We start from the raw sequence: 20,688 nt of genomic DNA on the forward strand, positions 1-20,688 counted from the left end.
GTGGGTGGTTACAGGGCGAGGCCGGCGCCACCGACGTTGTCGAAGGACTGGGCGTTATCTGCCTCGACAGAATCGAAGTTGCGGGCGTTATCGCGGATATTGTCACTGATGGCGGTGAGTGCCTCACGCAGCTGTTGCGCAGAGGAGTTGTAGCGCTGCATGAGGTTGTCGAAGGACACCTGTGCGCGGCCCGACCAGCTTGCGCGGACGGAATCCACCACGCCCTGCAGGCGGGTGAGTTCTCCCTGTACTTCATCGTTGGTGGAGTCGACGCGGCCGGCGGTGGCCACCATAACGTCGGCTTCAGTGCGGAAAGTCTGAGTCATAATCTTTGGTCTCTTTCTGTGTCCCTTGCTGGGGCATGTCCCTTCGGTACAAAGGGCTTCAAGCTAGTGAATAGTTCCCCCGAGAAGCACCCTGTGTCCTTCTCACCCTTATTGGACTGAAGCAGCACCTCATCGGTTCCCGCCGATCCGAAAGTTTTTAGTTTTTCTCTGACAACCGGCGCTATTCTTTTTTGACCAGCGATTCTGCGGCCATGCGGCAGGCAGCTTTTTGTACCACGTTGGGTTCAAATTTGGTGTGGCAGCCCACGGACATCTGATGGCCTTTGTCCTCCCACATCATCCACGACACGCGAGAACCATCTCCGGGCTCCTCGGTGTAGCTCAGTCGCCCGTTGTGTTCCGACGGTTCCTTCAGCGTTGGGTCGGAGTCAATTTGTTGTGTGATTTCGGCAAAGAGGGCCTCCACCGGAACATTGAAGAGTGGGTCGGCAGCGAGAAGGATGCGGAGGTTAGGATCTTCGCCGGCTGCGGTGACAAGGCCATCCTCCACACTGGTGCGAAACCCTTGCGGCAACACAAGGGACATCCCTTCCACGTCGATAGCTTGTTGGCCCGGACGCAGCTGCCGGCTACCAGCCTCCGCGGTTTCACCACCCTTCGTTTCAGCCGTGGCCACGACCGGGGTATCCACCGAGGGGTCAGTCTCAGAGGAAGGGGTGGCCGCGGCACTGGTGGTGGACTCTGCAGCTGTGGGGTTTACGGCTAAGGCCGTATCTTTGCGCCCCACCGCCCACCACGACACCCCGGCCACGAGCAACACCATGACGGCAATCGCGATGTAAAAAGGGTCAATGCCAAACGGCACAGTGGGAGTTTTCGCGCGGTGCGAGCGGCGTGGCCGAGGTGAGAGGGTTCGCACCGAGGTAAGTTCCTCTTCGGGGTTGGACTCCTCCGCCTCTACGGCAGAGGTACGTCGTGCCACGGGTGGCGTGGCAGGAGCCGCCGGTGGTTCTGGTTCGATAACCGAGGCACCCGTGGCGCTGAGTTGGCGCCGAAGAATCGCCACGGCCTCGGTGGTCACGTCGGTACCGGAAGGATCGGCCACGACGTCGACGGTGACATCCGGCCAGTCTGCCCCACAGATTTTCTCCACTTGGTCAAGGACGGTGTCAAGGGCCCAGCCCTCGGCAATGCCGGTACCGGGCAGGTCATAGCGGTAGACGGTCTCTGGGCCTTCATAGATGGTGGCGGCGTCGAGAACCGTGATCGTGAGCGTGGTGGTCGGGGTGGTGCGCAGGGCATGGGCTGCGGTCATGAGTTTTCTCCTGAATCAGTAGTGGTGTGAACGTGCGGGACATAGACCTGAGCCAATCCCTGGGCAGCACCGCGGACGACCCATTGGCCACGGCCGGGCGGCAAGGCGGTGGGTTTGATGCCAAAGATGGCGCCTTCGTCGCGGTCGGCGTCGAGAAGCAGCAGCGCCGGTTGCAGGTCACGCACCGCCGAGAGGAACTGCCCAAAGAGCGCGCGGCCAATGCCACCTGACTTGCGCGCCACGATTAGGTGGAGGCCAACGTCGCGGGCATGTGGGAGCAGCTCCAACAGGGGTGCGAGCGCGATTTCACTGACAAGGTCAAGGTCATCAATAACGAGGTAGATTTCCGGCCCTTCCCACCAGCTGCGTGCGGCAAGCTGCGCAGGCGTCACATCGGGGCCGGGAAGGCGCTGTTTCAGCGTGCGCACGGTGTCGATGATGGTCTGGGTTGCCGCGCTTGCCGACGCCCCATACGCCGCCACCATCTCCTCCTTCAACGTCCCCAAATGTGCGCGGCGCTCATCGATGACAACCAAGCGTGCTGCCTGCCTGTCCAACCGGCTGATGCCGGCCATGATGACGCTGAGGAACTGGGATTTTCCGGCTCCGTGCGAGCCGATGCATACAAGGTGATGCTGCGTCGCTGGATCCCACGTGAGGACGTCGAGGTCAGGGCCGCCGACTCCCCAGGCAATGCCGCGCGGTTCCGCAGCATCGGCGGCACGAGGAAGATCGGTGAGCACCGCAGGCAACATTTTGAGCGCAGGAACAGGATCCGCTTCAGCATGGACTCCGCAAATGTGCGCGATGTCTTGAGGTGAGGTCGACGCAAACAGCAGGTTCTCCCCTGCCACCGTGATGCCACGACCAGGTGCGGCGGGAAGTTTCTGCTGAGCTTTGCGGTCAATGAGGGAATCCATGGCCTCGCCCAGGCGCAGTTCAAGGCGCGCGGAAATCAGGTCACGAATAGACGGCCGCAGACTGGTCCATCGCGCCGCAGCGATGAGCACATGGACGCGGGCAGAGGCACCGTCGGCCACCAACTGGGTGATGGGCTCGGACAGGTCCTCGAAGTCTGCGCCTGAGGTGCCAATGTGGTGCCACCCATCGACGATGAGGAAAGTGTGGCGTTCTTCCGGTCGGCGAACAAATCCTGCGACTTCGTCGACGATGCGCCGTACCTTTTCGGGCTCGTCGCGCCCCGCCACCCCAGCCACGTGCGGCAGACGTTCCAACACGCGGAGCTGCCCACCACCCAGATCGATGACATAGAAGCGAATCTCCTGTGGCGAGTGATTCAGAGCCAGACCGGCGACGATGCTGCGTAATGCCATCGATTTTCCTGACTGCGGCCCACCGCACAGCGCCAGGTGTCCACCGCCCGTGGTGAAATCCACGGTCAGTGGGTCCTGACGCTGGTGGTACGGGCGATCGATGAGCCCGACCTCTGCTCGCAGCCCGGCGCGGTCTTCGCTGGCCAGTGCCGCCACCGCGGACAGTTCAACGACCGGAGGAAGTGGCGGCAGCCAGATTCGCCTCGCAGATTGACCTCGCACCACAGCCTCGTCCCGCGCCGCGGCCACCACGGTTGACGCCAGTGTGGTTGAGGAGTCCACGAGCACCGAATACTCCGATTCTTCCTCCTCTGCCTGCCACCCGGTAAAAAGCTCCACGCGCGGGGCTCGGCGGCTGCTGTGCTCAGCGTTGGGGTCTGAGCCTGGCAAGGCTGCAGCCTCGCGAGCAACCCGGCGCGTGACCGGACCGGACACATAGGAGGCTTGGAAACGCGTAGGCGCATCCGCGTCCGTCTTGAGGTAGCCAGCGCCAGGCTGGGCAGGCAAGTGATAGGCGTCCGTCACACCCAACACTTGGCGGGATTCGCCCGCAGAGAAGGTCTTCAGCCCAATGCGATAGGACAGGTGCGAGTCCAACCCGCGCAGGCGGCCTTCCTCCAATCGTTGGGAGGCCAGGAGCAGATGGACGTGCAGTGAACGCCCGAGGCGTCCTACTGCGACGAAGAGCTCGGCAAAGTCTGGGTGCTGTCCCAGCAGCTCAGAGAACTCATCCACGACGATGACGAGGGCCGGCAGCGGACCGTACTCACGTATAGCCTCTTCGGAGGCGTTGAACTCCCCCACGTTGGCAAAGTTGCCGGCCTTGCGCAGCAGCTCTTGGCGGCGGTTCATTTCCCCGGAGATCGCGTCATACATGCGCTCCACCAGGGTGGATTCCTCCTCCAGGTTGGTAATGACGGCGGAGGTGTGCGGCAGCTCATCACAGCCCAAAAAGGTTGCGCCACCCTTGAAGTCCACGAGGACGAGGTTGAGCTCATCCGGGCTATGCGTGGCAGCAAGGGCGATGACGAGTGTTCTCAAGAGTTCCGACTTTCCACTACCGGTGGCGCCAATGCACAGGCCGTGTGGGCCCATTCCGCCCTGGGCGGACTCCTTAAGATCGAGCAGCACTGGCTGCCCAGATTCGTCCACGCCGATGGGCACGCGCAACCGGTCTGAGGGCGTGCGGCCATGCCACATTCCAGAATCCACGAGCTCATCCACATCGCGGTAACCCACAAGCGCGGGCAGGTCAGCATCGCGCCCATGCCGTGGGGTGGAGCCAGCCTCACTACCCAGCGGCCGGTGATACGGGGCAAGGGTGCGCGCCCACAGAAGCGCGCTGGCTGCCTCGATTGTTTCGCAGCGCCCTAGGTTCTCATCACCCGCTGCCGTCACCACGGACAAGGTCCCCTCGGCGCGTAGGTAGATCCCTTCCTCCTCAGCGCGGCGGCCCAGCGGAGAATGGGGCGTCACTCCCACAGCGAGGGTGACGGTGGGGTGGTTCGCGGGGACGTCACCAAGCGCAGCATGATAAGCCCCCGGATCCTCCTCGACGACACAGATCCGGAACTGGGCCTGCTCCGGATCGCGGGTGTGCGGCAGCCACTTGAGCCACTCCCACCCCTTCCCCGGGTACTCAATCCCCACGGTCTCTGGACCGTGGAGCACGGCCAGATGCAGCAGCATCGCCCGGGCCACCCCGTGAGCATCCTCCCCAGCTAGGCCCACGATGGGGAAAGCCTGCAATTGGATGACCACGGGCATATCTGCCAGAGTTCCCACTGCCCGCACGGTCTGGCGCAAACTCACCGCGCACACCGGATCGAGATCCTCCGCCGCACCCGAGTCCGGCACGTTGATGGGCGTACACAGCGCCATCGGGCCCGACCCCACGCGCACCTCCAACGCATCTGGGGCATCTGGGCCGCGCTCCCACAAACGCGATGTGCCAATGAGCGCGGCTGCCTGCCGTGGGGTGGGATTGCGGTGTTCCTCGTGCGCGCGCTGCGCTTCTCCCCTGTCCAGTGCCTGCTCGCGCAGCGCCTTGAGGTGACGCAGGTAGGTTCTCCGCGTCTCATCCGGGTCTTGGCCACCACTTTGTGGATTGAACATCATGGCCATACTGGCCAGCATCATGAGCGGAAACATGAGGCTCATGGGGCTAATCCGGCGTGTATCTCCTGCGCCCAGCACCATGAGAGCCACCATGCCGAGCATTGCCGCCACCATGACCAGCGGCATGAGCAGGCGCACGAGAGGCACCGGCTGGGCACGGGCAGCCTCCGGTACGGCCTCGGCTTCGATACTGCCCTGCGGCAGCGGCGGCGCCGGCTCCCGATAAGCCAACGATCCGGAATCAACGACGCGTGTAGGTACGCGCATGTCTGAAAGTCCTTCCCCCCGAAGTACTCCACCGCCTCCCTGTGCGGTGGACAGCGTGCCACCAGTAAGCCACAATGAACGGCAATGGGCAAGGGGTAGCCCAGAAAATTTTCTCGGGGGAGGTATGTTCCATGACCCGCGCACTCGCGCATTCCATCCACGTCACCGTCCGTATTCACGCAGGCCAGACACGCAAAGAGGCAGATGTATCCCTGCCATTATCCTCGAGCGTTGGGGAGGTGTTGGGAGAGCTTCTGCTGCTTGTCGACGTCTCCCCCGCCCCCATCCTCTGGCGCGCTACCACCGCCGGGGGCAAGGCCGTATCGATGACCGCACCGCTCGACCGCACTCCGCTCGAGGATGGATCGGTACTGGTTCTCAGCCCGGACGAGTCACCACCCGCCCCGATTGTCCGGGATGCGGCGGAAGCGCTCGCTGCCGATGCACCATCAACCGCTCTGGATGGTCTCGCGGACGTGTGGGGCTGCGCGGGCCTCATCGCCATCGGCGGGCTCCTCACGGCTGCACTGTCCCCAGCGCTTGGTTGCGCCGCCGCGGCAATTCTTGCCGTCGTGCTGGCGGTGTGGACGCAGCGCGGTTCGCTGTTGGCCGCAGCGCATATCGCTGCCGGCTTAGCCGGCTGGTTCGGCGTGGGTGGCTCTGACGCGAGTTCGGCGGCGCTTGCCGGTTCAGCTGCAGCACTCGCCATCGTGGCGTTCCTATCCCACCTCCTGCGCACCGGCGGTCTGCGGGCACGGGCGATAGCCGCGACGTGGTGCGTGCTCGCGGTCATCGGGCTGCTGGGTGCTGCCCCGCTCCTCGCCGCAATCCTGGGGCTTCTCGCAGGCGCTCCCCTGCTCACCACGCGACTAGCGGGTCTGCGCGTACCGCAGCTGCCCACCGCCGGACAGGATTTGAGCATCTCAGACGACGTCCCTACCGATAACGCTGACAAAGCCCGGCGCGCCGGGGAGGCTTATGAAGGAATCGCTGTGGGCTGCGCGCTGGCGGGTATTCCTGCTGTGCTCATCGTCGCGCTCAGTGCACATGACGCGGAGATAGTCAGGGCTTCTCAAGCCTTATGCCTGAGTATCGCAGGCGGGGTCATCGTCCATGCAGCACGGCATGCCCGGACCGTGGCTGCCTGGGCGCTGGGCCTTTTAGGTGTGGCCGCTGCCTGCGGCGCGGTTGCGGTGGCGGTGCGGGAGTGGCAGCTAGAGTCCTCCCCGACGGCGACAACGTGGGTACTCAGCGTTGTTGCCGGACTCGTCATTGTGGCGATGCTCTCAGCTCCGATGTGGGCAGGCGCCCTTGCCCACGTGGAGCCGACCACCATCGTGTGGTTCGAGCGGGCCGAAGCCTTCGCATTGGCGGCCTGCTTACCCCTGGCGGCACACGTAGCAGGGCTCTTCGAGTTCATCCGGGGGCTGGGCTCATGACAGCGAGCAGACACATCGGGGCGATGGCGCTCAGTGTCGGGCTCCTCTGTGCAGGCTCGACAGTGGATAGTCCGCAGGCTACTGCACGTGAGCCGGATACCGACTGCGCGGAAGCCACTCGTGCGGCACAGGGACCGCAGCCCTCGGCGCAGTATGCGGAGTACCGCTCCCGCCTGCATTCCTTTGCCACGGGTGCTGGGGTAAAAGTCGCAGTCATCGATACAGGCGTAGCCGCCCACCCGCAGCTGCGGGTAACACCTGGGGCGGACTTCGTGACTCCGGAGGAGCCTGACCCCATGCGTGACTGCGACCTGCACGGCACTGTCGTGGCCGGTGTCATTGCCGGACGCGAACTCGGCGTGGCCCCAGATGCGGAAATCTACTCCATCCGGCAGACCAGCGCACACTATCGGACCCCGCCGCCCGCCGATACAGAAGGCGCAGACGGTCCGAGCGAGGATACTGAGCAATCGGGTTCCGGAACGCTGGCTAGCCTGGCGGCAGCCATTGAGGATGCCGTTGACGCCGGGGCCCACGTCATCAACGTATCCGTCGTCTCCTGCGTGCCATCGGATTCTGCAGCACGGGTCGATCGTTCTGGCTTGGATGCCGCCCTGCAGCGCGCGGAGGATGCTGGGGCGGTGGTGGTGGCGGCGTCGGGAAATGCGACCTCCGGTGGCTGTGAAAAGGGCGACGTCGTGTTTCCCGCCGTGGCAGATACGGTCCTCTCCGTCGGCGCTCTGGCCACGCCGCACGAGCTCGCCGACTATTCCATTGGAGCGCCTTTGAGCGCCGAGGGCGACGTGCCCCTCGCTCTCGAACCTGGTGGTGAGTGGGCCACCGCCAAGGGCGACACGCTGTTCCAGGGCACCTCCTTCGCCGCTCCTCTGGTCAGTGGAACGGTCGCTCTACTCACGCAGCGCTACCCCGATGATTCTCCGGCCCAGCTACGCGAGCGCATCATCGGCTCGGCAGAGCCAGGCAACGGGGTGGTCGATCCGCTTGCAGCGCTGACCTACCGTCCGCTGGAAAGCGAGAACCCATACCGCGACATCAGCGTGGTACCGCACGCCCCACCGGCCTCGGCCAGTTGGCCGCGAGTCCGTAGGTTGCTGGCGCTTCTTACTTGCCTTCTCCTGATGGCAGCAGTGAGTGCTCGTTCTTTAAAGCCTCAGCGCGGCTCAGCGCGGAGCCTTCCGGCAACAAGCGCAGAATTTCCCATGGCACCTGTTCCGGCTCATCAAGCCCCAGGGAACTAAGCTCGGCAGCACCGGCCAGCTCGTGCCGCCTACCGGTGGATGAGACCACGTGATAGCCGTGCCCGCTATCCACGCCTACCCCTGCCTGCAAGCCCGCAAAGCGTTGTGCTGCCGATTCACCCGGCAGGGCCACCGTGGCGGTGACCGGCTTTGCACTACCCGCGCCATGGTGGTGGGTCGCGCACAACCAACCCTGCTCGGGCGAGAGGAACTCGACGCGGGTGGTGGGAAGGTGGAAGGTCGGTGGGACGTCGCTGAGCACAGCAACGTCTTGGGCCTGCGCGGGAAGTCGCTGCGCGCCGACGCCCACGAGCATCTCTGCCTGAGTCGGCGTAATGGCAAAAACTCCTTCTTCCGTGCGGGCCCAAAGCTGCTCGCCCGTATCGAGGATTTCCGGCGGCACGGCCGGAAAACTCAGCGGTTCCAGCTCAGCGAAGGCATTGAGCAGCTCCGTCGGAACGCTCCACACCGCAGTGTCCTCAGTCATCCCCAAAGCGCGGCGCAGAACACGGCCCTGCGTACTCGTGGCCTCCGGCAGGACGACGCGGCCCTGTCCGGTGAGCAACCACTGGGTTCCATCAGATTCCGCCACGGCGGCCTGCTCTTCATCGAAACCCCGCACACCATGATGCGCCATAACTGTCACGGTGCCAACGCGGTTGCTGGACTGCCAATTCTCACCCTCCGTGGACTCTTCCAGGCACGCCGCCCAGCCCGGTTCTTCCCCCGTACCGGCCGCCAGAAGGTTCGGGGCATCTACAATCCCCAATGGTGTGCCCAAGCTGACCTGCTCCAGGAAGGACTCCCCGGCAGCAGCGGGTTCCACTGGTTCATTGGCGATGAGCCTGGCGGACGCAAGGTTGGCCACCGGGTGATAAGTGCCGTTGACCAGCGCCAAGAGTTGGCCTTCGGAAGAGCGCACAACCGGTGCATCACCGGGCTGCGGATCCGGTTGCATCCAGGCAATGAGCCCCGAGCCCAGGCTCAAAAAGGCCACCGCAGCAATCCCTCCCGTCAGTGCGCGGCGACGCCTCTTCAACGGATCATGAATCATCCTTATATCTCCAAAGACAAGCCCGTGTTCTAACCGGCGTAGGAGAAACTTGTGTCCTGAGACCTGAGCTTTGGTAGTAGGCAACGCGCGTGCCATGAAGAATCCTCCCCCTCAAGTGAATGCGCCACCCTCCCTGGCGCAGTGGATACCAGACTAACCCACGTCGGTCTCCTCCGCAGCGCGACGGCCACGAGTCATCTCCGCACGCGCCGCCAGCTGGTCGGGCTCAGGGTAATCCACTCCCACCAGGCTCAAACCCTGGGCATCTGCAAGAGGGATCTGGGAAGACCTGCTGGTTTCCTCCAACATCTGTGCTGCGAAGTCGACGCTGCGCGAGCCCTCCCCTACTCGCAAGCAACAGCCCACGAGCGAACGGACCATGGACCAGCAGAAGGCATCCGCGGTCACGTGTGCTTCGTAAAGCTGCGGTTCCTCCGCCGTGGAAACATCCTTCCACTCATAAGCCAGGAGCTCGCGAATAGTGGTGGCGTGGGGCTTGGCCTTACAAAAAGCCACGAAGTCATTGAGGCCCACTAGTTCGTTAGCTGCCTGCTGCATCAGGTCAAGGTCTACGGGTTTGAACCACGTTGCCGTGTCACGCGCGCGCGTCGGCAGCGCACCGCGTGGGTGAGTAGTGATGCGGTAGACGTAATGGCGGCGCAAGGCGGAGAAACGCGCATCGAAGGCGTCAGGGACTTGCGTGCAGGCGTGCACGCGGACGTCGACAGGCAGCAGCTTGGCCAGGCGCTTCACAAGCTTGGTGGGATCGCCGTCGATGCTGCGCTGGCTCAGCGCCTCCCTGGTGGTGTCGAAGTGCGCGACCTGCCCGCTGGCATGCACGCCAGCATCTGTGCGCCCAGCCACGGTAAGTTCCACCGGGTGACGCAACACCATGGCCAGTTTCTCTTCGACAGTCTGCTGGACCGTACGCAGGCCACCCTTCTGCTTAGCCCACCCATGAAAATCGGTGCCGTCGTAGGCCAAGTCCAGTCGCAGACGCACGCTTTCACTCATGAGGATTAATGATACCGCCCGGTCGTTCGGGGCCACCGGCATGTTTGCGTTCCAACGATTAGTCAGCTTTTTGCTCAAGGGGCCTCACACATGGCTCAGCATGCAGAAAATGGCCACAACTTGTTCGCATCACGCGAGACGATCCTCGCGTGCGCGGTAAGGGACTCGTTGGAGACAAGTCTGGCTTGTGGCGGTGGAGAGTAGGAGACTACCGGGTAATTTCCTCTATTTACGAAGATGTCGTAGTCATTAACGTCATCGATGTTGGCCACCGGCGCAATATTTACCTGTAGGCATACCACTAACCACCGTCGCAAAACTCACGACCGAGCGACAGCGGCAGGAACTTCTATTCGCCAGCTACGGGGAACTAGCGAGAGACTAAATCGCTTTGTTTTCGTCGATAGGGTTGTCCTCGCGGGTGATTTGAATTACTCCTGCTGAGGGATGAAGCACCTTGTCGCTGTAGACACCAGATACGAGAACAGTTCCTGACGCGAAGACATGCACAAGATTGCAGTGCGTAAATTTGGTCTCGTCTTCACTGTTCGTGCCGGTCTGCTGTGAAACCGTGCAATTGGTGTAGAACGATCGTACGGGGACGTTCTCTGGCGCTTCAGTAGTGATATCGGTTGGGCTGTTCATAGGCTTCAACCTTAGTGAGATGAGTCCATCTTGCGGGAAGATTGATTCGACAGAGCTAGCAGCGGGTTTTTAGCCGAATGAATGTAAACAGCTTCATAATTGTTTGCCTATCCGGCGTGGAAGTACTTTAAAAGTGGTGCTTTGCACTGGCAGAGTTCTTAGAGACTCTGTCTCCTTTTTGGCGGGGTGGCCGAGTGGCCTATGGCGCCGTACTGAAAATACGGTAACGACTAAAATCGTTCGCGGGTTCGAATCCCGTCCCCGGGGGAAATGTCCCCGGGGGAAATGTGTTCCACTGTGGTACACCCCAGAGCGACAGTTCGACCGCGACACATTGCGTCATCATCCCCTGGGGTTTTCTTGCGACGAAGTCTCCTCTTCGAAATATTTTCCAATACATTGACCCTAATGCGACAGGTTCTCCGTGGTCTGTTTTCCTAGACTGCGAGTTAGAGGGGTGGGTATAGGTTTATAGGGGGTTCGCCGTTTAACGCACCTGGCCTGCTACTACCTATTTTCCGTGCTAGTCAACTCTCGAACTCGCGGTACTCAACTTACGAACTCACGCGACCCAACTCCCGAGCTCGCGGTACTCAACTTGCGAACTATGGGTAGCATTAAGGCAATAAGTCTATTGCGACATATGAAGAGGTCTGATTTTGTCTCGGCGCCTAGGGACTTTGCTTGGGGTCAGTGGTCGACCAAAGCAGATTGTGGAGATTGTGCGGCTCGGCTCGAACCACGCGCGGATTCGCGAGTCGTACTACATGTCTGGTGACGCTAAGTATGTCGAGACGAAAGTGCCGCGTGATCGGGTAATCGAGGACGGTGGCGAGGCCTACCGCAGGCAGGGAAGGTCCAAGTGTGCGACGTACCTTGATCTGATGGGGGAGCCGTCTGCGATGGTTAAGGTTGTTCGGGCCTACAAGCACAAGTCGGTAGTCAGATTCTTCGAGGGTGAGCAGCGCTTCCCGGAGACTGGCGGTTGGGGCAGAGAAGAAGAGATACAAACCCGCGACCTGCTCTGGGACGCCGGTAAGTCGTGGGGAAAGCGTCCGGCGAAAATTGTCGAACTGGAAGAAAAGGCAGCGGTGCGCGCTAGTGCTGAAGCGACGCCTGGGTCTACCGAACCGAGCGGGGAGCTGTCACAGTCCTCGGCAACTGTTTCCTATATGCGTGTTTCTAGCCAGGGGCAGCGTCTTGACCGCCAAGTCGAGGAAATCTACCGGCAAGTTGGTGCACCGGATAAAGAGTTCACGGACAAGGTATCGGCGGCAGGTCATGCTGACCGTCCGGGGCTTGATGCTTGTCTGGATTATCTCCGGGCGGGTGATGTTCTCGTTGTAGCAAGTATCGACCGGCTTGCCCGGTCGATGGTGGATCTGCGTCGCATTGTTGATGCGGTTGTCGATAAAGGCGCACAGGTGCGATTTGTTAAAGAGTTGCTGGTGTTTGGGGCAGGGAGTGACCCGCGCTCTGATCTGATGCTTGGCATCCTTGGCTCGCTGGCTGAATTCGAGCGGGCCATTATTCGTGAGCGCCAGGCGGAAGGGATCGCTGCGGCGAAAAAGCGCGGTGTCTACAAGGGGCGAAAGCCTGCCCTTAGTCGCGCGCAGATTGACCAAGCGCGGCAACTTAAGGACGAGGGCGTTGCCGTGACTGAAATCGCGCGACGGTTAAGCGTGCACCGCTCGACGATCTATCGGGCGTTGACTGACTAGTCATCGTTGTCGCGTTCGCGATCTTCTTGGAGCGCCTGTTCCATAAAACCGAGCGTGACCTCTTCGAACGCATATTTGATAGCGAGACGCTCGTAGTTGGCAGACTTGTTCCCAGTGAATCTTTTCGAGTTGTGGCAGTGAGGCCCATAGCGCCATGCGGAGATAGGTGCCCCGGCTTCGCCTTGTGCGTGCCGCGAGCGCGTCGAGACGTTCGACCAACTCGGGTTCAACGCGAACGGAGATCACCGACCCGCGGCGCACGCGCCGCACCCTAACCGCCCCCTCTCTCGACCCCCTGGAGGTATGCCGGGGCGAGATATTTCTAAAAAGCCTGTCGGGAGGCTGGATGAACCCTTGCTCAAGGCGTGGAAGTAGATTAAAATTGCGTTTGCCGTAAACCTTCGGAAACTCACTTAGGAGGCCGTTATGCGTACTACGTCCTTCCGCCCCCTTGTTGCCACCGCCATGGCGGTACTCGCGTTTTCTTCAGCTGGAATGGGGGCAGCCACCGCTTATGCGGTACCCGCACCGAGCGACACCACCCAGGTAGCGCTCGATCAATCCGGAAATGAGCGGTCCGCTGTTCCTACCGAAGACGGACTCAAGCTGAACACCGCTGTAGGCGATTCCGTGGATATCGCCAACAACGTAGCTACGTGGCGGGATCAAGTGGGTAACGTCATCGCTTCTATTGACCTCGACAATGGGGGCAACGAGAACGTCGTGTTCCGTTACGATGAAGCAACGCAGATGATCGTTGCCCAGACGGTGCACCACGGCGGCGTCATGACAGCCGCATGCATTCCGAAGTGGGTCGCATGGGCCTTCAACATCACCTGGGGAGCCCTGGTGTGCGTCCCTGCGTCGGCAGCTGCCAGCGGCATCGCCACACCCATCGCGGGAATTTTCACCGCCTCAGCCTGCGAGGCTGCAGGAGGTGCAATGATCACCGCGGTTTCCTGCTAATCGGAAAGGACGGCACCCAATGGAAAAACTTTCAACATCGAACCACGTGTACAGCGCCCTAGTGGCGCTGGCCATCACTGCGGTAGCAATTCCGTTCAACCCGGGTATCCCGTGGTTCGCCTGGGCAGGAGCGTTTCTGCTTCTGTTTTTCGCGACCGAGCTCGCCTCCATGTTCATCAAGACTGGGGGTCAGAAGGAAAAGGGAAAGAAGACGCAGGCGGTTCTCTACTTTTCCGGTGCAGCCGCACTCATTCTCATCCTCCTGTTGGTGATCTTTTTCGCCTAACGGAACACGGGAAATGAACGCCGGGCAGCTTTCGTTGCCGGTTGCGTCCCTTAGTGTGGTGTAACGCTTGCTGATGGTGGGCCCTGCCAGATAGTGGGGCGGCCACCGCCAGTAACCTTTCGACTCAACTTCCACATCTCACCGAAAGACATACGACGATGACCGCTGCCCCGCATTCTATCGACCCTGCAACGTACTTGGATGATCTGCTCGCCCAGGCCTCCCCGGATCTGATGCGGCAGATGCTGCAAGGGTTTATCAACCAGATCCTCTCCGCCCAGGCCGACACCGTCTGCGGCGCTGAATACGGCGTTGCTTCTGAACAGCGGGTCAACCACCGCAACGGGTACCGCCACCGCGAGCTCGACACCCGTGTCGGCACAATCGATGTGGCAGTGCCGAAGCTGCGCCACGCACGCGTTCTTCCCGGACTGGCTGTTAGAGCGACGCTCACGTGCCGAACGCGCACTATCAACGGTGATCGCCACGTGCTACCTCAAGGGGGTCTCCACCCGCAGGATGAACGATCTGGTGGCAACACTTGGGATTAACAACCTGTCGAAATCCCAGGTCTCACGCATGTCGAAAGAACTCGACGAGATGGTCGCAGACTTCAGAAACCGCCCACTCGACCCCGGCGGGTACGCCTACCTGTCGTGCGACGCGCTCACGATCAAAGTCCGCGAAGGCGGGCGAGTAGTCAAATGCTGCGTGCTGCTCGCTACCGGGGTCAACGCCGATGGGTATCGCGAAATGCTCGGCATGCACGTCGCCACAGCTGAGTCCAACGCGTCGTGGAAAGGCTTCTTTCCACGACTTAAAAGCCCGCGGGCTGACCGGCGTCTACCTGATCACCAGCGACGCCCATGAAGGCATCCAGCACGCGATATCTGAAGTACTGCCCGATGCGTCCTGGCAGCGCTGTCGCACCCATTTCGCGAAGAACCTCTACGAGAAAGTCCCGAAAACCCAGTGGCCGATGGTCTCGGCGATGTTCCAGACCATCTTCCAACAACCCGACGCCCAATCCACCTGGGCTCAAGCCCGCGAAGTCTTCGACCTGTTGGAACCGAAATTCCCCCAGGTTGCGTCCTATCTGGAGGAATCACTCGATGACGTGTTGGCGTTTACCGCAGCCCCGAAACCGGTCTGGTCGAAGGTGTGGTCGAACAACCCCACGGAGCGGTTAAACCGGGAGATCCGCCGGCGCACCGATGTCGTGGGCATCTTCCCGAATAGGAAATCGATCATCCGGCTCGTCGGCGCGGTGCTTGCAGAACAACACGACGATTGGATCCAGCAAAACGCTACATGTCACTATCCGCACTCGAACAAACTAAAAAACTCATGCACCGCACAGGAGACAACCATGGTGACCAACACCAGCTAACCGCCTAACAAAACCCCGAACTTCATACCGAGCCGAAAGCACCAACGGCTACACCACTACACGGGACTTGACCCTAGCAAGCCCCAAAGTTAACGTCACTGCAATTTTTAAGTGCATAAGAAAAGCCGCCACCTTCCTTTGTAAAGGAAGATGGCGGCTTTGCGCCTAAAGCACGAGAGCCGAAGACTATTGCTCCTCGGACTCTGCAGCCTCAGCCTCTTCTGCCGGAGCCTCGGTGGTCTCCTCTGCCTCTGCCTCAGCAGCCTCGGCCTCTTCAGCCTTAGCTTCCTCAGCTTCAGCGGCCTTCTTGGAAGCAGCTGCGCGGGTAGCGCGGTTAGCCTCGGAGGTCACGGTCTCCTCGAGAACGAGAGAGATCTGGGACATCGGGGCGTTGTCACCAGCGCGGTTCTCCAGCTTGATGGTGCGGGTGTAGCCACCCTCACGGTTCTCAAACTTCGGTGCCAGCTCGTCAAAGAGGTGGGCAACAACATCCTTGTGCGGGATGAGCTTCAGAACAGCGCGGCGGTCAGCAACGGTGCCGGACTTAGCCTTGGTGATGATCTTCTCGATGTACGGGCGAAGAACCTTCGCCTTGGCATCGGTGGTCTTGATTGCGCCGTGCTCGATCAGGCTAGCTGCCAAGTTGCTCAGCAGGTGAGCCTGCTGCTTGGCGGAGCCGCCGAGACGGGCACCCTTCTTAGGGGTTGGCATTGTGTACTCCTCGTGTGCGGATTAATTGAGCGCGCAACGAGCGCTGCACGCGCCGTTACGATTCAGCGGAATTCTTTACTCGGAATCCTCAGCAGCCGGGTCCTTGAAGTCACCGGTTTCTGCGTCGTAGCCTTCGAGCTGGGTCGGGTCAAAGTCCTCAGGGGTGTCCTTGAGAGCCAGGCCCAGGTTAGCCAGCTTGATCTTTACCTCGTTGATCGACTTCTGACCGAAGTTGCGGATATCCAACAGGTCCGACTCGGTGCACTCAGCGAGCTCACCAACGGTGTGGATTTCCTGACGCTTCAGGCAGTTGTAGGAGCGGACGGAGAAGTTCAGATCCTCGATCGGCATGCTGTACGCAGCGATGTACTCCGTCTCCTGCGGGGACGGGCCAATTTCGATGCCTTCAGCTGCGGTGTTCAGCTCGCGGGCCAAGCCGAAGAGCTCAACCAGGGTGCCACCGGCAGAGGCCAGGGCATCGCGGGCGGAAATCGAGTTCTTGGTCTCGACGTCGATGATCAGCTTGTCAAAGTCAGTACGCTGCTCAACACGAGTAGCTTCGACCTTGTACGAAACCTTCAGTACCGGGGAGTAAATCTGGTCGACCGGGATGCGGCCGATTTCCCCAGAGGTAGCGGCAGCCGGAACGTAGCCACGACCGCGCTCGACGACGAGTTCCATTTCCAGCTTGGCGGACTCGTTCAGGGATGCGATGTGCAGATCCGAGTTGTGGATCTCCACGCCAGCCGGCGGCTGGATATCGCCTGCGGTCACCTCGCCAGGGCCCTCTTTGCTCAGGTACATGACAACCGGCTCATCAGAGTCGGAGGACAGAACCAGACCCTTAACGTTAAGGATGATCTCAGAGACGTCTTCCTTCACACCGTTAATGGTGGTGAACTCGTGGAGAACACCATCAATCTTGATGGAGGTGACTGCTGCGCCCGGAATGGAAGACAGCAGGGTGCGACGAAGCGAGTTACCAAGGGTGTAACCAAAGCCCGGCTCGAGCGGTTCGATGACGAACTTGGAGCGAGACGAGTCGATGAATTCCTCGGTGAGCTGAGGACGCTGGGAAATAAGCATGGAATTTCTCCTTGTCGGCGCCCGCTATTTGACGCCGGTAGAAGGGGTAAAGAATCAGATATCGAAAGTTTACTTCGAGTAAAGCTCGACGATGAGCTGCTCCTGCAGCGGAATGTCGATCTGAGCGCGCTCGGGCAGCTGGTGCACGAGGATGCGCAGGGTGTCCGGAACGACCTGCAGCCAAGCCGGGACGTTAGCGTCGGCGAGGCGATCCTGGGCGTCTTCGAACCATTCCATCTTCTGGGAACGCTCACGAACATCGATGATGTCGTACTGCGTAACGCGGAAGGACGGAACGTTGATCTTCTTGCCGTTCACGGTGAAGTGACCGTGGGAGACAAGCTGGCGAGCCTGACGGCGGGTGTTGGCCAGACCGGCGCGGTAGATCACGTTGTCGAGACGGGACTCGAGCAGGACAACCAGGTTGTCACCGGTCTTGCCCGGGAGGCGGTTAGCCTCGGCGTAGTAGCGACGGAACTGACGCTCCAGCACACCGTAGGTGTACTTGGCCTTCTGCTTCTCCTGGAGCTGCAGCAGGTACTCAGATTCCTTGATGCGGTTACGGCCAGCCTGTCCCGGGGGGTACGGGCGGCGCTCAAATGCCATGTCGCCGCCGACCAGGTCGACGCGCAGACGGCGGGATACGCGGGTAGCGGGGCCAGTATAACGAGCCATTGTTTTACCTCTTCCTTTCCCTTAAACCTTGCGGCGCTTGGTCGGACGGCAGCCGTTGTGCGGCTGTGGGGTGGCATCCGTGATCGAGTTGACCTCGAGGCCTGCTGCCTGCAGGGAACGGATGGCGGTCTCGCGGCCGGAGCCCGGACCCTTGACGAAAACGTCAACCTTCTTCATTCCGTGGTCCATTGCCTTGCGAGCAGCGTTCTCTGCAGCCATCTGGGCAGCGAACGGGGTGGACTTACGGGAACCCTTGAAGCCAACGTGGCCGGAGGATGCCCAGGAAATGACAGCACCGGACGGGTCCGTGATGGACACGATGGTGTTGTTGAAGGTGGACTTGATGTATGCGTGGCCAGCGGCCACGTTCTTCTTTACGACGCGACGACCACCACGGCGCGCGCCGGAACGAGTCTTCGGTGGCATGTTTTACTTCTTCTTTCCTGCGATCGTCTTCTTCGGACCCTTGCGCGTACGAGCGTTGGTCTTGGTGCGCTGACCACGAACTGGCAGGCCACGGCGGTGGCGGATACCCTGGTAGCAGCCGATTTCAATCTTGCGACGGATGTCAGCCTGAACCTGGCGGCGGAGGTCACCTTCGACCTTCCAGGTAGCTTCAATGACGTCACGCAGCGCCGACAGCTGATCATCATCCAGGTTGTCGGTGCGCAGGTCGGGAGAAATGCCGGTCTTTTCCAGCAGTTCCTTGGCACGGGAAGGCCCGATGCCGTAGATGTAGGTGAGAGCAACCTCCATGCGCTTGTTGCGCGGGAGGTCAACACCAGCTAGACGTGCCATATGGCTAGTCCTTTCGGGTTGTTACGATGGTTTTCTCCTCATCCGTCCCCCACCACGCATGCGCTTCGCCCCGGGCCGAGCCGGGGATTCAGTGGGCATGCTTAGCAGTGCGGGCTCAGGCCATCGCAGCCTGAGGTGAAAAGGGACGCATCAAGTGCGTCCCGTGGGTAAGGAGGCTTACTGTCTTTACTTGTAGCGGTAGACGATGCGTCCGCGGGTCAGATCATAAGGAGACAGCTCCACAACCACGCGATCCTCCGGGAGGATGCGGATGTAGTGCTGACGCATCTTGCCAGAAATGTGTGCAAGAACCTTGTGTCCGTTGTCAAGCTCGACGCGGAACATTGCGTTGGGCAGGGGTTCGACGATGCGACCCTCAACCTCGATTGCGCCTTCCTTAGCCATAACCTCTACTTTTCTGGTGAGACGGGAACTGTGCCGCGCTTGGCGACGCCCCTCTTCACCTGCATGTTTAGTGTCTACTGCCTGGTGCCGCCCGCAGTCTCATCCGTGAATAGAAGAGCCACGTGTGGACACCAGCACTCAAGCATACGCTGCGACCACCTCTTTTCCAAATGCGCCTAGCGCAGCTCACTGATTTCAGCCGTGAAGACACGCCGAAGCCCACCACCTCAATGAGGCGGCGGGCTTCAGATTGGTAGTGCGATGGCCTGAGCCATCACGCGGTCTTAGTAGATGAAGACCTTGGAACCCATAGGCACGTCATTCCAGAAACGGACGGCATCCTGGTGTGGCAGGCGAACGCAACCGGCAGACTCGTAGGCCGGGGAGCCCTCGTGGAAGGCGTGGCCATTGTTGGTGAAGTACATCGCGTACGGCATCGGTGCGTTGCCGAACTCGTGGGAGACTTCGTCCTTGATCTTGCGATTAATGTAGAAGGTGCCGGCCGGGGTCTCCTCCCCCGGCTTGCCGGTTGACATACCAGTAGCAACGTAGGTGACGTGACCGTTGCCGTCCTGGAGCCAGGTACGGTGACCACCGCGATCAACACACACGCGGGCATCTGCCGGGCATGGGCCAGTATCGAACCTCTGGGCCTGACGCTCGGCCTCAGCCTTGCGGGCTGCTTCCTCAGCAGCGGCCTTCTCTCGGGCAATCTCGGCGGCGTGAGCACGTTCCTCAGCCTCGCGAGCAGCACGAATCTCGGCGTTCTTCTGAGCGATCAGACCCGGGAACACCAGCTCGATGGCGCCGTCAATGACCGGCTGTAGGGCATCTGCGGCCTGCGGATTAGCAGCCTTGAGGGAAGAAAGAATGTCGTTGCGGGACGTCCACGCGTTCTCACGAGTCTGGCCTACGAAACCGTCAATCTGGGACTGAACGTCGGAGGACAGGGATTCGATGGAAGGGACAGGCTGGGCCTGGGCAGCCGGGGCAGTCGCGAGTGAGACGGTCACGAGTCCCGCTGCGGCAACTCGGCGTAGGGAACGAGCGCCAGCGAAGGAGGAAAATTTAGACATGGCAAGAAGTATAGACTGTCCTGCCACAATTTCCTACCTATGAGTATCGGCGAGTGAGAATACGGGGACCGTTCTCCGTGGCCGCTACGGTGTGCTCCCAGTGTGCGGCGAGGGAGTTATCAAGGGTGACGACAGTCCAGTCGTCGTCAAGCACGGCGTTGTCCTCCGTGCCCAACGTCAGCATCGGCTCGATTGCCAGGACCGAGCCTTCCTGAATGATGGGGCCGCGGCCGGCTTTGCCTTCATTGGCCAGGTATGGTTCCTCGTGCATCTCACGGCCAATGCCGTGGCCGCCATATCCGTCAACGATGTAGAGTTCGACGCCGAACTTGTCCTCGGCGCGGTACGTGGCCTGCTCGAGGGCGGCCGAAACGTCCGTGAGGCGGTTGCCAGGCACCATAGCCTTGAGCCCTTCGTGCAGGACCCATTCGGTGGCGTCAGACAGCGCCTGAGCTTCAGGGCTGAGCTTTCCGACGCCAAACGTCCAAGCACTATCCCCTACCCATCCATCGAGCGTTGCACCGCAATCGATGGAGATGAGGTCACCATCAGCAAGAACGACGTCACTGCTGGGAATCCCGTGAACAATGACGTCATTGACAGACGCACAGATAGACCCAGGGAAGCCGCCATAGCCCTTGAATGTAGGCACGGCTCCGGCATCCCGGATGGTGTGCTCCGCAACCTCGTCGAGCTCGAGTGTGCTCACGCCAACCGCGGCGGCGGCGCGCACGGACTGCAAAGCGCGGCCAACAATCTCGCCGGCCGCCTGCATGGCGTCGAGCTCTCCCGGGGTACGGGCAGGCATGGCCCTTGTGCGACGTCGAAAAGCCATAGGAACA

Annotated in this window: 20 protein-coding genes, 1 tRNA gene and 2 pseudogenes; 8 read left to right on the plus strand and 15 right to left on the minus strand. The window is 61.1% G+C overall.

Translation table 11 applies throughout. The features are described from left to right. Positions 1-8: 8 nt before the first annotated feature. The 3 genes from HMPREF3149_RS08290 to eccCa all read right to left on the minus strand — a co-directional run bounded on the left by HMPREF3149_RS08290 (position 9) and on the right by eccCa (position 5,321). Positions 9-326, minus strand: coding sequence for a WXG100 family type VII secretion target (locus HMPREF3149_RS08290; protein WP_070537444.1), 318 nt, complete (start codon positions 324-326; stop codon positions 9-11). A 181-nt stretch (positions 327-507) separates the two neighbouring features. Further along, entirely contained in the window at positions 508-1,602 is a 1,095-nt protein-coding gene (locus HMPREF3149_RS08295) for a type VII secretion-associated protein (RefSeq protein WP_070537445.1), read from the minus strand. Beyond that, entirely contained in the window at positions 1,599-5,321 is a 3,723-nt protein-coding gene (gene eccCa / locus HMPREF3149_RS08300; protein WP_070537446.1) for a type VII secretion protein EccCa, read from the minus strand. The genes HMPREF3149_RS08295 and eccCa overlap by 4 nt, the downstream gene beginning before the upstream one ends. A 131-nt stretch (positions 5,322-5,452) precedes the next feature. Between eccCa and eccD the strand changes: the two genes are divergently transcribed. Together eccD and HMPREF3149_RS13070 are read left to right on the plus strand one after the other, a co-directional pair. Beyond that, on the plus strand, positions 5,453-6,760 hold the full coding sequence (eccD, locus tag HMPREF3149_RS08305; RefSeq protein WP_042529376.1) for a type VII secretion integral membrane protein EccD: 1,308 nt from the start codon (positions 5,453-5,455) through the stop codon (positions 6,758-6,760). A gap of 23 nt (positions 6,761-6,783) precedes the next feature. Continuing rightward, a pseudogene (locus tag HMPREF3149_RS13070) lies at positions 6,784-7,725 on the plus strand (S8 family serine peptidase); the annotation flags it as partial. 157 nt (positions 7,726-7,882) lie between these two features. Here the strand turns inward: HMPREF3149_RS13070 and eccB are convergent. Then, complete coding sequence (eccB, locus tag HMPREF3149_RS08310) at positions 7,883-9,169, minus strand: type VII secretion protein EccB (RefSeq protein WP_042529374.1); 1,287 nt, start codon at positions 9,167-9,169, stop codon at positions 7,883-7,885. 57 nt (positions 9,170-9,226) lie between these two features. After that, positions 9,227-10,087: a tRNA pseudouridine(38-40) synthase TruA gene (gene truA, locus HMPREF3149_RS08315; RefSeq protein ID WP_042533047.1), complete on the minus strand. Its 861-nt coding sequence runs from the start codon at positions 10,085-10,087 to the stop codon at positions 9,227-9,229. 149 nt (positions 10,088-10,236) lie between these two features. Here truA and HMPREF3149_RS13075 point away from each other — a divergent pair, with 149 nt between their 5' ends. After that, positions 10,237-10,380, plus strand: a complete 144-nt coding sequence (locus HMPREF3149_RS13075; RefSeq protein ID WP_236684011.1) for a type II toxin-antitoxin system RelE family toxin — start codon at positions 10,237-10,239, stop codon at positions 10,378-10,380. A gap of 88 nt (positions 10,381-10,468) precedes the next feature. On the opposite strand, the gene HMPREF3149_RS08320 is transcribed toward HMPREF3149_RS13075, so the two are convergent. Beyond that, positions 10,469-10,732: a hypothetical protein gene (locus HMPREF3149_RS08320; RefSeq protein WP_070537447.1), complete on the minus strand. Its 264-nt coding sequence runs from the start codon at positions 10,730-10,732 to the stop codon at positions 10,469-10,471. Between the two features lie 180 nt (positions 10,733-10,912). On the opposite strand from HMPREF3149_RS08320, the gene HMPREF3149_RS08325 reads away from it, so the two are divergent. Next, positions 10,913-10,999 (plus strand) — tRNA-Phe (locus HMPREF3149_RS08325). Positions 11,000-11,532: 533 nt separating this feature from the next. Beyond that, positions 11,533-12,453: a recombinase family protein gene (locus tag HMPREF3149_RS13915; RefSeq protein ID WP_246819971.1), complete on the plus strand. Its 921-nt coding sequence runs from the start codon at positions 11,533-11,535 to the stop codon at positions 12,451-12,453. Here the strand turns inward: HMPREF3149_RS13915 and HMPREF3149_RS14065 are convergent, their stop codons facing one another. Next, the gene (locus HMPREF3149_RS14065) at positions 12,454-12,723 is read right to left on the minus strand and encodes a ribbon-helix-helix protein, CopG family (RefSeq protein WP_083280818.1); all 270 of its coding nucleotides are present in this window, start codon (positions 12,721-12,723) and stop codon (positions 12,454-12,456) included. It abuts the gene before it with no gap. 156 nt (positions 12,724-12,879) lie between these two features. On the opposite strand from HMPREF3149_RS14065, the gene HMPREF3149_RS08335 reads away from it, so the two are divergent. The 3 genes and pseudogenes from HMPREF3149_RS08335 (at position 12,880) to HMPREF3149_RS08345 (ending at position 15,103) form a co-directional block, all read left to right on the plus strand. Continuing rightward, a complete protein-coding gene (locus tag HMPREF3149_RS08335; protein WP_236684009.1) occupies positions 12,880-13,419 on the plus strand; it encodes a hypothetical protein in 540 nt (179 codons plus the stop codon). A 19-nt stretch (positions 13,420-13,438) separates the two neighbouring features. Continuing rightward, entirely contained in the window at positions 13,439-13,705 is a 267-nt protein-coding gene (locus HMPREF3149_RS08340) for a hypothetical protein (protein ID WP_042529368.1), read from the plus strand. A 158-nt stretch (positions 13,706-13,863) separates the two neighbouring features. After that, a pseudogene (locus HMPREF3149_RS08345) lies at positions 13,864-15,103 on the plus strand (IS256 family transposase). Positions 15,104-15,281: 178 nt separating this feature from the next. On the opposite strand, the gene rplQ reads toward HMPREF3149_RS08345, so the two are convergent. From rplQ to map, 8 genes are all read right to left on the minus strand, one after another. Continuing rightward, positions 15,282-15,806, minus strand: coding sequence for a 50S ribosomal protein L17 (gene rplQ, locus HMPREF3149_RS08350; RefSeq protein ID WP_042529362.1), 525 nt, complete (start codon positions 15,804-15,806; stop codon positions 15,282-15,284). A gap of 75 nt (positions 15,807-15,881) precedes the next feature. After that, a complete protein-coding gene (locus tag HMPREF3149_RS08355) occupies positions 15,882-16,892 on the minus strand; it encodes a DNA-directed RNA polymerase subunit alpha (RefSeq protein WP_042529360.1) in 1,011 nt (336 codons plus the stop codon). A gap of 69 nt (positions 16,893-16,961) precedes the next feature. Then, the gene (gene rpsD / locus HMPREF3149_RS08360; protein ID WP_042529358.1) at positions 16,962-17,567 is read right to left on the minus strand and encodes a 30S ribosomal protein S4; all 606 of its coding nucleotides are present in this window, start codon (positions 17,565-17,567) and stop codon (positions 16,962-16,964) included. Between the two features lie 21 nt (positions 17,568-17,588). Next, the gene (gene rpsK / locus HMPREF3149_RS08365; RefSeq protein WP_042529356.1) at positions 17,589-17,993 is read right to left on the minus strand and encodes a 30S ribosomal protein S11; all 405 of its coding nucleotides are present in this window, start codon (positions 17,991-17,993) and stop codon (positions 17,589-17,591) included. Positions 17,994-17,996: 3 nt separating this feature from the next. Continuing rightward, positions 17,997-18,365, minus strand: coding sequence for a 30S ribosomal protein S13 (gene rpsM / locus HMPREF3149_RS08370; RefSeq protein ID WP_039673764.1), 369 nt, complete (start codon positions 18,363-18,365; stop codon positions 17,997-17,999). Between the two features lie 186 nt (positions 18,366-18,551). After that, complete coding sequence (gene infA, locus HMPREF3149_RS08375; RefSeq protein ID WP_003854422.1) at positions 18,552-18,770, minus strand: translation initiation factor IF-1; 219 nt, start codon at positions 18,768-18,770, stop codon at positions 18,552-18,554. A 284-nt stretch (positions 18,771-19,054) separates the two neighbouring features. Continuing rightward, positions 19,055-19,846: a L,D-transpeptidase gene (locus HMPREF3149_RS08380; protein ID WP_070537449.1), complete on the minus strand. Its 792-nt coding sequence runs from the start codon at positions 19,844-19,846 to the stop codon at positions 19,055-19,057. Positions 19,847-19,883: 37 nt separating this feature from the next. Then, positions 19,884-20,681 carry a type I methionyl aminopeptidase gene (gene map, locus HMPREF3149_RS08385; protein ID WP_070537450.1) on the minus strand — a complete coding sequence of 266 codons (798 nt, stop codon included), beginning with the start codon at positions 20,679-20,681 and terminating at the stop codon, positions 19,884-19,886. Between the last annotated feature and the right edge of the window lie 7 nt (positions 20,682-20,688).

The sequence above is a fragment of the Corynebacterium sp. HMSC05E07 genome (genome assembly GCF_001807225.1).
Taxonomy (GTDB): domain Bacteria; phylum Actinomycetota; class Actinomycetes; order Mycobacteriales; family Mycobacteriaceae; genus Corynebacterium; species Corynebacterium singulare.

Coding starts and splice junctions, on each gene's coding strand:
- HMPREF3149_RS08290 (WP_070537444.1), bottom strand. CDS start 326: ATGACTCAGACTTTCCGCACTGAAGCCGACGTTATGGTGGCCACCGCC.
- HMPREF3149_RS08295 (WP_070537445.1), bottom strand. CDS start 1,602: ATGACCGCAGCCCATGCCCTGCGCACCACCCCGACCACCACGCTCACG.
- eccCa (WP_070537446.1), bottom strand. CDS start 5,321: ATGCGCGTACCTACACGCGTCGTTGATTCCGGATCGTTGGCTTATCGG.
- eccD (WP_042529376.1), top strand. CDS start 5,453: ATGACCCGCGCACTCGCGCATTCCATCCACGTCACCGTCCGTATTCAC.
- eccB (WP_042529374.1), bottom strand. CDS start 9,169: ATGGCACGCGCGTTGCCTACTACCAAAGCTCAGGTCTCAGGACACAAG.
- truA (WP_042533047.1), bottom strand. CDS start 10,087: ATGAGTGAAAGCGTGCGTCTGCGACTGGACTTGGCCTACGACGGCACC.
- HMPREF3149_RS08320 (WP_070537447.1), bottom strand. CDS start 10,732: ATGAACAGCCCAACCGATATCACTACTGAAGCGCCAGAGAACGTCCCC.
- HMPREF3149_RS08335 (WP_236684009.1), top strand. CDS start 12,880: ATGCGTACTACGTCCTTCCGCCCCCTTGTTGCCACCGCCATGGCGGTA.
- HMPREF3149_RS08340 (WP_042529368.1), top strand. CDS start 13,439: ATGGAAAAACTTTCAACATCGAACCACGTGTACAGCGCCCTAGTGGCG.
- rplQ (WP_042529362.1), bottom strand. CDS start 15,806: ATGCCAACCCCTAAGAAGGGTGCCCGTCTCGGCGGCTCCGCCAAGCAG.
- HMPREF3149_RS08355 (WP_042529360.1), bottom strand. CDS start 16,892: ATGCTTATTTCCCAGCGTCCTCAGCTCACCGAGGAATTCATCGACTCG.
- rpsD (WP_042529358.1), bottom strand. CDS start 17,567: ATGGCTCGTTATACTGGCCCCGCTACCCGCGTATCCCGCCGTCTGCGC.
- rpsK (WP_042529356.1), bottom strand. CDS start 17,993: ATGCCACCGAAGACTCGTTCCGGCGCGCGCCGTGGTGGTCGTCGCGTC.
- rpsM (WP_039673764.1), bottom strand. CDS start 18,365: ATGGCACGTCTAGCTGGTGTTGACCTCCCGCGCAACAAGCGCATGGAG.
- infA (WP_003854422.1), bottom strand. CDS start 18,770: ATGGCTAAGGAAGGCGCAATCGAGGTTGAGGGTCGCATCGTCGAACCC.
- HMPREF3149_RS08380 (WP_070537449.1), bottom strand. CDS start 19,846: ATGTCTAAATTTTCCTCCTTCGCTGGCGCTCGTTCCCTACGCCGAGTT.
- map (WP_070537450.1), bottom strand. CDS start 20,681: ATGGCTTTTCGACGTCGCACAAGGGCCATGCCTGCCCGTACCCCGGGA.